At 36.3% G+C, this 11,786-nt stretch carries 12 protein-coding genes; 4 read left to right on the top strand and 8 right to left on the bottom strand.

From position 1 onward, the window contains the following. Positions 1–122 precede the first annotated feature (122 nt). Both AAHI02_RS09800 and AAHI02_RS09795 read right to left on the bottom strand, forming a co-directional pair. Positions 123–1,283 (bottom strand): efflux RND transporter periplasmic adaptor subunit, encoded by a 1,161-nt coding sequence (locus AAHI02_RS09800; protein ID WP_346986488.1) that lies wholly within the window; start codon positions 1,281–1,283, stop codon positions 123–125. A gap of 299 nt (positions 1,284–1,582) precedes the next feature. Next, entirely contained in the window at positions 1,583–2,179 is a 597-nt protein-coding gene (locus AAHI02_RS09795) for a TetR/AcrR family transcriptional regulator (protein ID WP_346986487.1), read from the bottom strand. 293 nt (positions 2,180–2,472) lie between these two features. Here AAHI02_RS09795 and AAHI02_RS09790 point away from each other — a divergent pair, with 293 nt between their 5' ends. Beyond that, entirely contained in the window at positions 2,473–3,027 is a 555-nt protein-coding gene (locus AAHI02_RS09790; protein WP_346986486.1) for a thioredoxin family protein, read from the top strand. Between the two features lie 83 nt (positions 3,028–3,110). On the opposite strand, the gene AAHI02_RS09785 is transcribed toward AAHI02_RS09790, so the two are convergent. Next, positions 3,111–3,749, bottom strand: a complete 639-nt coding sequence (locus tag AAHI02_RS09785; RefSeq protein WP_346986485.1) for an MBL fold metallo-hydrolase — start codon at positions 3,747–3,749, stop codon at positions 3,111–3,113. A gap of 138 nt (positions 3,750–3,887) precedes the next feature. On the opposite strand from AAHI02_RS09785, the gene AAHI02_RS09780 reads away from it, so the two are divergent. After that, positions 3,888–5,099 (top strand): type IX secretion system plug protein domain-containing protein, encoded by a 1,212-nt coding sequence (locus AAHI02_RS09780; protein WP_346986484.1) that lies wholly within the window; start codon positions 3,888–3,890, stop codon positions 5,097–5,099. 167 nt (positions 5,100–5,266) lie between these two features. Here AAHI02_RS09780 and AAHI02_RS09775 read toward each other — a convergent pair whose 3' ends face one another. The 4 genes from AAHI02_RS09775 to AAHI02_RS09760 form a co-directional block, all read right to left on the bottom strand. Then, entirely contained in the window at positions 5,267–5,515 is a 249-nt protein-coding gene (locus tag AAHI02_RS09775) for a hypothetical protein (protein WP_346986483.1), read from the bottom strand. Further along, the gene (locus AAHI02_RS09770; RefSeq protein ID WP_346986482.1) at positions 5,515–5,745 is read right to left on the bottom strand and encodes a hypothetical protein; all 231 of its coding nucleotides are present in this window, start codon (positions 5,743–5,745) and stop codon (positions 5,515–5,517) included. The genes AAHI02_RS09775 and AAHI02_RS09770 overlap by 1 nt, the downstream gene beginning before the upstream one ends. Before the next feature lie 209 nt (positions 5,746–5,954). Then, on the bottom strand, positions 5,955–6,977 hold the full coding sequence (gene hemH / locus AAHI02_RS09765; protein WP_346986481.1) for a ferrochelatase: 1,023 nt from the start codon (positions 6,975–6,977) through the stop codon (positions 5,955–5,957). Between the two features lie 84 nt (positions 6,978–7,061). Continuing rightward, positions 7,062–7,940 carry a NifU family protein gene (locus AAHI02_RS09760; protein WP_346986480.1) on the bottom strand — a complete coding sequence of 293 codons (879 nt, stop codon included), beginning with the start codon at positions 7,938–7,940 and terminating at the stop codon, positions 7,062–7,064. A 152-nt stretch (positions 7,941–8,092) separates the two neighbouring features. Here AAHI02_RS09760 and AAHI02_RS09755 point away from each other — a divergent pair, with 152 nt between their 5' ends. After that, positions 8,093–8,629 (top strand): gamma carbonic anhydrase family protein, encoded by a 537-nt coding sequence (locus AAHI02_RS09755; RefSeq protein ID WP_346986479.1) that lies wholly within the window; start codon positions 8,093–8,095, stop codon positions 8,627–8,629. 116 nt (positions 8,630–8,745) lie between these two features. Here the strand turns inward: AAHI02_RS09755 and AAHI02_RS09750 are convergent, their stop codons facing one another. Then, entirely contained in the window at positions 8,746–9,108 is a 363-nt protein-coding gene (locus tag AAHI02_RS09750; RefSeq protein WP_346986478.1) for a hypothetical protein, read from the bottom strand. 155 nt (positions 9,109–9,263) lie between these two features. On the opposite strand from AAHI02_RS09750, the gene AAHI02_RS09745 reads away from it, so the two are divergent. Continuing rightward, the gene (locus AAHI02_RS09745; RefSeq protein WP_346986477.1) at positions 9,264–11,393 is read left to right on the top strand and encodes a helix-turn-helix domain-containing protein; all 2,130 of its coding nucleotides are present in this window, start codon (positions 9,264–9,266) and stop codon (positions 11,391–11,393) included. The last annotated feature ends 393 nt before the right edge of the window (positions 11,394–11,786 follow it).

The following is an 11,786-nucleotide window of genomic DNA, read 5'->3' as shown; positions in this document are numbered from 1 at the left end:
ATTTTAAGATCATTAAAAAGTTCACAAAAATGAAAATCAAAGATTTTCTAAGACTTATGTGCTCTTATTAAAATCAATTATTTAACTTCATGTGACTTTTGTGGTTAAAGAAATTTAAACAGTTATAAAGGTCTTGCTTTAAGCAGACTATCAGAAGAAATAGCTTTTGGCTGAATAGCAACTCCGTCTTTCAATGCTCCGATTCCTGTAAATACGATTTTATCTCCTACAGAAAGTCCCTCGGAAATAAAGTAATAACTATCTGTTTTGCCAGAGATTTTCACAGGTTTTCCGGTTACTTTTTTATCCTTTCCAACTACATAAACGTAAGTTTTATCCTGAATTTCGTAGGTAGATTCTTGTGGAATCACCAACGTTTTATCAAATAACTGCGGCATACGAACTCTACCTGTATTTCCGGTTCTCAGAACTCCGTTGGCATTCGGGAATACCGCACGAACGCTGATGGCTCCGGTAGTTTTGTCGAATTGCCCGTCAACAATGCTCATTCTTCCTTTTTCAGGATAAGTGCTGTTGTCTGCGATGACTAAATCTACCATCGGCATATTTTTCAGTTTCTCGTTTAAAGTTGCTCCCGGATATTTATTTTGAAAAGCAATAAAATCGAGTTCACTTAAAGAAAAGTATGCGTAAATTTCGCTGATATCAGATAATAATGTCAATGGGCTAGGATCTGTTCTGGAGATCAGGCTTCCTTTTTTATAAGGAATTCTTCCGATGTATCCGCTTACCGGTGCTGTAATCGTTGTAAATCCTACATTGATTTTAGCGCTTCCCACTGATGCTTTTGCCTGTGAAGCGGCTGCTACTGCGGCTGCATAATTTGCTTTTGCGGTCCTAAGCTGAACATCAGAAACTACTTTTGCAGCAACAAGTGGTTCTAATCTGTCGACCTCAACTTTTGCTCTTTGAATATTGGCATTAGCCACCTGTAAATTGGCGCTTGCCATATTCATTTGCTCGCCGTAACTTCTTGAATCTATTTTAAATAAAGGTTGTCCGGCTCTTACGTAAGCTCCTTCCTCTACATAGATTTTATCTAAATATCCGTCAACCTGCGATCTTATTTCTACATTGTTTTTTCCTTCCAAAGCAGTCGGGAATTCCTGGTAAACTGTAGCCGGAGAGGTAATTACGGTGTAAACAGGTAACTCTGGAGGAGGTGGAGCAGCATTTGATCCTTCTGCTGCTTTTGTGCAATTCTGTAAAAGGATAATGCTTGCCATAAGTACAATAATCCTCGTTTGTCCAAATATTTTCATTTTGAGTTTAAATTTTTAATGTAGTGTTAATTTAAATAATATTGTTTTTTAATTTAAATTCTGTTATATTTCCTAACAGTGTTAATGACTGATGCAAAAAAAAGAATTTTAATACTGAATTTTAGATAGTTGTTTCCATGATGTTAAATGTTATTTTAAGTGTAATTAAATTAATGTATGTTATATTTACTAACAGTGTTAACGGATAATGAATTTATTTTTATTTTTGATCTTATTTATAAACAATTAAATCACTTGTTAATATTCCTAACGGTGTTAATGTTTGGTTCAAAAAAAATTTATAAAGACTTAATGAAAGCAGAAACTGTTTCGTCTAAAGTTGTTTTGTTCATCGTAGATGGGATATCATCGTTACGCATCATCATAATTGAGATCAAACCATGCACTGCAGAAAATAGTGCGTGAGACATATGACAGGCATTCTCTGTTTTCGACCCGTTTTTCTTAATGATTGCATAGGTACATTCATAAAGCATATCCTGAAACGACGAAAATTCTTCTTTCATCATTCCTTTACCGCTGCACTGCATTCCCAATCCGAACATCAACTGATAATACTCCTTATTTTTGAATGCAAACTGCCAGTAAGCATCTACGATAGCTTTTAACTGATCTTCGGGATTATCATGTGCATTTTGAGCTTTCAGCAGTTCAATATGCAGACAATGAAAACCGTTCAGTGAGATTTCGTATAAAATTGCTTCTTTGTTTTCAAAATGGTCATATACTACCGGCGCACTGTACTCAATGGCATCAGCAATTTTTCTCATGGAAAGTGAAGCCCAACCTTCGGTTTTAGCCAAAGAAAAAGCCGCATCCAGAATACTGGCACGTATATTTTCTTTTTCTCTTTGACGGCGTTCATGTAAGCCCATGATTTTTTTGTTACTAACGGTGTTAGCAAAACTACAAACTTTTCAACACAACTTCCAAATAAATTTTAAGATTTAACTTTTATGAGAAAGTATTTAGAATATGTCTTTCATGTGGCGGATGCTGAGAGAATGGGAGCTGAAAGTGATTTCGTATTTCCTATTTAATGATTATTGTAAAAATTAATGAGATTGATTGACGGGTTCGATTACTAAATTTTTGAACTTCCATCTTCCTGCTTCCTTACTCATATAATAAAAGAAATCTTTATCTTTGTGATCAAATAAAAAAAGTTATGAATACTCCCTCAAATATGATTGATTTAGGTACAAAAGCACCTTTCTTTGAGCTGCCAAATCCTTCTAAAAGCAACGAAATTCAGTCATTGGACGATCTGAAAGGAGAGAAAGGTACTTTGGTGATCTTTATGTGCAACCATTGTCCGTTTGTTCTTCATATTATTGATAAATTAAATGAATTATATGAAGATTATAATGAAAAAGGGATAGAATTTATCGCAATAAATTCTAATGACGTAGATAAATATCCGGCAGATGCTCCGGAAAAAATGATCGAATTCCAGATTGAAAAGAATTTTGATTTTCCTTATTTATATGATGAAAGCCAGACAATTGCAAAGGCTTATGATGCAGCCTGTACACCGGATTTTTTCTTCTTTGATGAAAAATTAGACCTCATCTACAGGGGGCAAATGGATGATTCCAGACCCGGAAATCATAAAGATGTAACAGGGGAAGATTTAATTATTGCTTTCGAAAATCTTTTGGCAGGTGAGCCGCAGGAAGAAATTCAAAGGCCGAGCATGGGATGCAATATCAAATGGAAATAATTTTTGTTTGATAGTTCTTGCAATGAATAATACAAGCTGTTCTTATGGACAGCTTTTTTTATATTTTGCGGATGACAATAACTTTATCTGAAAAACGGATTATTTTCTTTCTCCAATCCAATTGTCGTAGGATTGCCGTGCCCTGAAAATACTTTTGTGTCCGGATCAAGGACTAAAATTTTTGTTTTGATGCTTTGAATTAATTGTCCGTAATTTCCTTTAAACAGGTCTGTTCTGCCAACACTTCCTTCAAAAAGAACATCGCCCGAAATTATGAACTTGTGATTTTCATTATAATAGGCGAGACTTCCCGGAGAATGTCCCGGAACATGATAAATCCTGAATTTTTCTCCATCCAGCTCCAGTTCATCGTTTTCACCGATGTACTCAATATCTGCATAAATATGATTAAGACTGAATCCAAAACGCAGCCCGCTGATCTGGAACATATCAAGAATTTCCTTTTCGTCCTTATGCATAAATACCGGAACTTTAAACTTCTTTGAAGTCCATTGAAGCCCAAGAACATGATCGATATGAGCGTGTGTCAGGAGTATTTTATTGATATTTAATTCCTTTTCCTGAATGAAATTTGCAAGAATCTCTGTTTCTTCTTTGTTCATATTTCCCGGATCGATTAGCCAGGCATTTTTATTTTCATTATAAAGGATGTATGTATTTTCGCTGGCAAAGTTGAACACGAAACCTTGAATCTGAATCATATGAATTTTTTTACAAAAACAAATGTAGTCACAAAAGTTTTGGTTTAAAAGATTTTGATTTAAATATTTCCAATTAAAATAACCTTAAAACAGATTTAGCAGGTAAGAAATCCCCTATTTTTATTTATCTTCGTCATAATGAAAACTTTGCGAATACTTTTACTTACTCTGAGCGGACTTGTTTTTGGGCAGAACATCCAAAGCATCCAGTTGTTTAATCCGCAGACCAATGATGAAACGCCGGTGATTTTTGCTAATCAGCAGTTGGTTTTAAGCTTTGATGATCTTACCAATTCCAGTCAGATTTACAGATATACCATCAAACATTACAACAGAAATTGGGAAGATGACAATCTTTTCTTTACAGAATATGCTACCGGGAGTTTGAATGGTTTACTGGATAGTTTTCAATATTCATTTAATACTCTTCAGGCTTATACTCATTATAAGCTGAATTTCCCGAACGATAAGATGCAGCTGAAGATCTCCGGAAATTTCGAGATTATAGTATATAAAGATTCTGCCGATAAGCCGCTGTTTAAAAGAAGATTTTATGTAGTGGAAAATGCAGCCACAGTAGCGGTGGGCGTTTCACGGTTTGCTGATGCAAGAAATCCGGATGCCAACCAAAGAGTAGAGGTGAAGGCTGTTTCCACGGGTGGAGACCTTTCTTCCAATGTCAACTCCATGACCCTGAATGTAATGCAGAACAATAATCCCAATGTCACGGTAAATGGTTTAAAGCCAAGCACAACGATGGGAAATCAACTTCTTTTTCAGCAGATGTCTCTGGTTTTTCCGGGAAATAATGAGTTCTATTATTTTGACAGTAAAAATATGAATATGGCGGCCGATATGGTACGCGCAACCGAGGTGAAAGATGGTGTGAACAATACGTATCTTCACCCGGTTTGGGCTTTTCCGTTGAATTATCAATACCAGCCGGATGTAAACGGAGCTTGGTACTACAGAAGAAATGATCTGGGAAGAGAAAGAGATGCAGAAAGGGAAGCAGATTATTCATGGGTGTATTTTTCACTGGATTCGGATCCCGTGGATAAAGAAATCTATGTATTGGGCGGTTTTAATGATTTCAAGCCCAACAAAGAAAACCAGATGCAGTATGATGCAGAAGGGAAAAAGTATGTTGCCAGAATATATCTTAAACAAGGATTTTACAACTACATTCTCGCAACGAAAGGTTCAGACGGGCGCCTGAATTTCGGTGAGATAAACGGTAACTTCTGGCAGACGGAAAATCTCTATCAGGCATTTTTATATTATGCTCCTTTCGGAAGAAATTATGATGGCCTGATGGGATACGGTGAATTCAGAACGCCGGTGAGGTGATTGGGTTTGAGAGTTTTTAGGGTAGAGTGTTAGAGTTGTAAGGAGCTCTTTGAATCTCCTAAATTAAAGATATAGTGAATTCTTCTTTTTGCCATTACTTTTTTTAATCAAAAAACCTCACAGAAAAATCTGAAAGGTTTAATATAATAATAGTGTGGAAAATCGGTTTAACTTCTGAATATTGCGGTTACAAAAAGCGTTTCATCATTCTCAAAGATATAATGAATATTAACCGGAAAATCTTCCATTGTACGGATGCTTATTTCAGAAAATCTTTCAGTGCTTTGAGCAATATCATTAATAGATGTTTTTAATTCTTCTAAGAAATATTCTCCTTTTTGTTTGTCTTCTGCATTGAAAACCCTCACAAGAAGTCTTATGTCATTTTTTGCAATAGAGGAAAGGAGGATTTTCATTATGCACAGTACTTTTTCAGCTCTGAAATATTTTCGTGAAAATCCAGTTTGGTAGAAGGATTTTCATTATGGAACTGTATTCTGTATAAAATTTCATCCATGTGAAACTTTGAAATGGGAGATGTGGTCTTCTCTTCAAAGTTTTCCATCATTTTTGCAAAAGCTTCCAAAGCATCGGGACTGAAGTTTTCAATCTTATTTTTTAAAATTTCTGCAGTTGCATTCATCATTTTTATTTTTTATGGGTTAATGATGTCCTTTTTGATGGGGTAAAGGTAAGAAAAATATTTAAATTTCAAAAATTTACACTAAAATTTTAGGGGTATATGGTTGAATTTTTGTTTTTAAAATTAAAATAGTATTTTTTTGAGGGGGGTATTGTTGAAATTTTTTATTCTTGGCTAAAAAAAAATAACCTCCGTTTCCGAAGGTTTTCATATTAAACTAAATAAAATTCATTGAGCTTTTCTTCACATAATGTTTTAACGACATTGATCCATCGGTCTTCGTCATTCAAACAGGGAATGTAATGGAAATTTTCTCCGCCGGCACTCGTGAACTGATGTTTACCTTCTACTGAAATTTCTTCCAGTGTCTCCAGGCAGTCGGAAACAAAAGCCGGACAAACCACAGCGAGATTTTTAATCCCTTTTTTAGGAATGGTTTCAAATGTTTCATCGGTGTAAGGCTCAATCCATTTGTCTTTCCCCAATCTTGACTGAAAAGAAACAATGACTTTTTCTTTTGGCAGGTTAAGTTTCTCAATTACCGTTTCAGTAGTTTTAAAACATTGATGGCGGTAGCAGAACTGGTGGCTCGGGTTGTTTTTCCTCGTACAGCAATCGTTGAGATTGCAGGTTTTTGTAGGATCTGTTTTGAATATATGTCTTTCCGGAACGCCGTGATACGAAAACTGAAGGGCGTCGAAATTTTCCGGAAGTTTTTCACGGATGCTTTCTGCCAGACAGTTGATGTAGATTTCACGGTTGTAAAACGGTTGAATATAGTTGATTTTTATTCCCGGAAACTTCTGCTTTCTCACTTCTTCTGCTTTTTCGATCACGGTTTCCGTGGTACTCATGGCGTATTGGGGATAAAGAGGGAAAAGTACAATCTCGGAAACGCCTTTTTCAATCAGTTTCCGGATTCCAGTTTCTATGCTTGGTTCGGCATATCTCATCCCGATTTCTACAGGAACATCTACCTGTTTCTGTAGTTTTTTCTGGATTTTTTCTGTAATGACGATCAGTGGTGAGCCTTCGTCGGTCCATACTGTTTTATAGGCTTCGGCAGATTTTGGAGGTCGTGTTTTCAGGATAATTCCCTGAACGAGCAGCGCACGGAAGATCCATCTGTAGTCGATTACCTTTTCATCCATCAGGAATTCATCGAGATATTCCTTTACGTCCTTTACGTCTGTAGATCTTGGCGATCCCAAATTTACCAATAAAATTCCCTTCATTATTTATTTAAATTTTTCAGTCTTTCGTCAATTGTCGGACCATATTACTTGATATTCATCTGTCTGATGTATAAAGTGGTTTCCTTACCCGTTCACGGCTTCTACATGTTCTACTAAATCAGGAACGAATTGCTTTAAAATATTTTCAATTCCGTTTTTTAAAGTAGCGGTAGAACTTGGACATCCGGAGCATGCACCCTGTAAAAGCATCTTTGCGGTTTTGTTTTCCTGGTCGTATTCCATAAGGGAAATTTTTCCGCCATCGTTTTCTACGGCGGGAGCGACGTATTCATTCAGAATATCTGAAATTTTTTGCTCATCTTCCGTATAATCTCTGTTGATGATCTTTTCCACAGGATTTTCATGCTTTTGAGCTTCAATATTTGAAATTTGACCTCCATTCTGAAGATATTCTGCAATCAGCGCGCGTACCGTCATCATGATCTGGTGCCACTCTACGGAATTATCTCTCGTCACCGCAACAAAATTATCAGAAATAAAAACTTCTTTAGCAAAATCGAATTCTTTAAAAATAGCTTGTGCCAAAGGAACGCCTTCTGCAGCATCTCTTGATTTCACTTCTACAAAACCTTCCAGTAATAATTTGTTGGATACAAACTTCATCACATTAGGATTCGGGGTCATTTCTGCGTAGATCTGGTACAGCTCTTTCTTCTTCTGAAGATAAAGTCTCGGGTTGGCAAGAAGTTCATCTTCAATTACATTTTTAAGACTTTCTGCCACATGTTCCCATTCCACAGTATCCTGTTTGGCTACGGCTACGAAATTTGCTGTCACAAAAACTCTCTCAACGAAAGGATAATTGAAAAGCTCCTGCGCCAGAGGAATCTCTGAAATCTCTGAATTTCTGTCCAGTTCCAAAGACCCGGGAATCAGGTTGTAATCCGCTACAAATTTCATCACTTTCGGGTTTTCAGTAGGCTCTATAAGTATAGTATGCATTTTTTCTTTAAATTTGAGTTACAAAAATACGCAATTAGAAGTTAGAAGCTAGGGGTTGGAAGTTAGATTTTTGCTATCGGCATGATTTAAAAATGATGAAGGCTAAAATAGATTTTCAAATAAGCTCATTATTAAATTTTCAAATTAAAAATATGGCACTTATAAAAGAACTTTTAGGAAAAGCACCACAGATAGGAGAGAACACATTTTTGGCAGAAACGGCTACCATTATCGGTGATGTCACCATGGGAACAGACTGTAGCATATGGTACAACGCGGTGATCCGTGGAGATGTCCATTATATTAAAATGGGAAATAAAGTAAATGTTCAGGACAATGCGATGTTGCACTGCACGTATCAGAAACATCCTTTAAATATCGGCAATAATGTTTCTATTGGTCATAATGCCATCGTTCACGGCTGTACGATTAAAGATAATGTACTGATCGGCATGGGTGCTATTGTGATGGATGACTGTCTTGTCGAGGAAAACTCTATTGTCGGAGCGGGTTCTGTAGTTACTCAGGGTACACACATCAAGTCAGGCGAAGTCTGGGGCGGGGTTCCGGCGAAAAAGATTAAAGATATCAATTCTCAGCTGCTCGAAGGTGAAGTCAACAGAATTGCCGATAATTACGTTAAATATTCTTCCTGGTATAAAGAAAATGTAAAACACGTGGAAGGATAATTGGTCAATAGTGAATTGTTAATCAATATGGATAAATTAAATTTACCTTTCGCCATTGACTTAAGTTTTATCACAAAAAAAATCTTGCCCCATAGAGCAAGATTTTTTTATATATCTTAAGAATTCACCAATTCTGCTTTTCCGTTTACACATTTAATGGAAGTAGGGGCAATGATCAGCATACAGTCAGACATGATTCCATATTTTTGATTAAATGCTTTCACTTTTTCTGTGTAGTCGTTTATTTTTGGTAAAATTGAAGTTTCTAGTTTTTTAGGATAAGCGATATAGAGTTGAGGTCCTCCACAGGCTTTGGCACCCATCGGGGCAAACGTCCATTCTGCGGGATCTGTACATTTTTCTTTTGCGATTTCAGATTCTATCGAAGCCTTGAGTTTATCAAGCTGTGCCTGTTCATATTTCTGACTGTTTTCGTCTGCAGGTCGCTCGGAAATGTCTTTCGGTAAATTGGCATCCATATTTTTTGTTGAAGAACATGAAGCCATAAAAAGGGCTGTACATAGTATTAATACAGGGATTTTCATAAGCAGTTTTTCTCTCGTTATGTTGAAGAATTTTCAAAAGTTGTGCCAAGGTAAGGATTTGAATTTCATTTTCCGTAATTTTGACAACGATGAACAATCATTTTTTTGACTTAATAGAGCATACCAACCGAAGTGTATTTTTAACGGGAAAAGCAGGAACAGGAAAGACTACTTTTCTCAACGATTTTGTAAAGCGTACCCGCAAAAAACACATTGTAGTGGCACCCACCGGGATTGCTGCGATCAATGCGGGTGGTGTTACCATTCATTCGATGTTTGGGCTTCCGCTAAGAACCTTTCTTCCCACAACAGACCGGATCGATACCAGTATGGCAAATAATATTGCCGACCTGATGCCGCATTTTAAATATAGAAAAGATAAACTGAAACTCTTACGAGAGGTAGAGATCATTATTATCGATGAGGTGTCTATGCTGCGTGCGGATGTTTTGGATATGATGGATTTTTCGCTGAGGTTTATCCGTAGAAATAATCAGCGTTTCGGGGGCGTGCAGATGTTGTTTATTGGAGATCTTTATCAGCTTCCGCCGGTAGTGAGGGACGAACATATTTTAAAATTGTATTATAATTCACCGTTCTTTTTCGACAGTCATGCAATTAAGGAGATTCCTTTAATTACTATTGAGCTTACGAAAGTGTACCGTCAGTCTGATGAAAATTTTCTTGGCATATTGAATGCGATCCGTGACGGCGATGTTGCTAATATTGATTTTGAGCATTTAAATGAAAGATATGATCCTCATTTTGATATGGGAGATGAGCCTTACGTTTATCTCTGCTCTCACAATAAAATGGCGGATGATATCAATCAGGAAAAATTGGATGAATTAAAGGTAAGTCCTAAAACATATGAAGCGAAGCTGTTCGGAGAATTCAGGGAAAACCAGTTTCCGAATGAGCAGTTTTTAGATTTAAAAATAGGAGCCCAGATTATGTTTATCCGCAATGATATTTCCGGAGAGAAGAAATATTTTAATGGAAAGCTGGGCGAAATTTCTGCGTTGGATGAAAATGAAATTAAAGTAATCCTTGATGGCAGCGAACGGGAAATCACGGTAAAAAGAGAAGTCTGGGAACAGAAAAAATATTTTCTCGACACGGATAAAAATATCAAAGAAGAAGTGCTGGGAAGTTTTGAACAGTTTCCGATAAAGCTGGCATGGGCAGTTACCATCCATAAAAGTCAGGGGCTTACTTTTGACAGGGTAATTATTGATGCCGGAAAAAGTTTCACGGCCGGACAGGTTTACGTGGCACTGTCACGTTGCCGTACATTGGAAGGAATTATTTTAAAGTCGAAGATAACACCGGAAGTTATTTTTAAAGATAACCGGATTCTGCATTTTCATTCTGATACAGTTGCTAATGATAAGGTAGAAGCTATTTTAAGCAATGAAAAGTATGATTACAGCATCAGGAAAGTACTTCGTACCGTAGATTCTCAATGGCTTCTGAAAGAGGTGGAAGACTGGAATAAGCTTTCTGTTGCGACGAAAAGCATTGATCATCTAAAGACCAATCAGCTGTATAAGCAGCTGAAGCACGAAATCGTTAATCTCGGTAAGATCTTTGAAAAGCTGGACAGGGTAATTTCCCAGAAGGTTAATAATTTTATCGAAAAGAAAGAAGAGTGGTCTGAAATCGAAGGCAAAACCAAAGGAGCGGTCAATTTCTTTTTTACAGAGATCCGGGATAAGGTTTTCAATCCGTTGAAAGATTTTTATGCTGAAATTAAAGGAACAAAAGGTTTAAAGCAATACAACGAAGAATTCAGGGTCTGGCTGGAAGATATTGAGGAATATTTAAACAGCTTAAAAGAAATTCATCTTTTGGAAACCAAGCTGCTGGATGAAAAAAACAATCAGGAAGTAAGCATGAAGATTGCGAAAGTGCCATCGCAGGTGCTCACCTTTCAGTTGTTTGAACAGGGGAAAACCATTTCAGAAATCGCTTTGGAGAGGGGTCTTGTGAAAGAAACCGTGATTGGGCATCTGGCAAAATTTGCCGAACAGGGATTGCTGGATATTTCAAGGGTGATTACTTCCGATAAAATTAAAGCTTTTGAAAGTGTATTTAAAAATGATCCTAAAGAAACTTTGACAGAATGGAAAAATGCACTGCCTAATGATTTTGAGTTTAATGAAATCAGGATTCTGATTAATCATTTTAATTATCAGAAAGAAAAAGGAAAGGTGTAAAAATTAAAGTTTAAATATTTAGTGATAGATAATTTTGTATTTTTATAATAAATAACAATTATCATGAAATATTTATTTACTTTTTTCCTTTTATTATTCCTTAATTCTGATAGAAAAGATGATTACGATTATAATATACTAATTGGTTCCTGGTCTCAGGATTTTTTTTGCCAATACCACTTCAACGGGTATTTTTACCTTTAATAAAGACAGTACCGCCACACTGGAAATGAGAGATGGGAAAACCAAAAAAATGATAGGCGGCCTGGGGGGGTACTTACAAGATTGAAAAATCTAATAAAATCATTAAGATAAAAATAATGGGCCAGGAAAAATCCTTTGAGATTGAAGAGCTTAACAATGATTATATTGTTCTTCAAAATAAAAAAGATC

It is taken from the genome of Chryseobacterium sp. POE27 (assembly GCF_039727685.1).
Taxonomy (GTDB): domain Bacteria; phylum Bacteroidota; class Bacteroidia; order Flavobacteriales; family Weeksellaceae; genus Chryseobacterium.
Note: the sequence above shows the minus strand (reverse complement) of the source record. Positions and strands in the feature narration are given on the sequence as shown.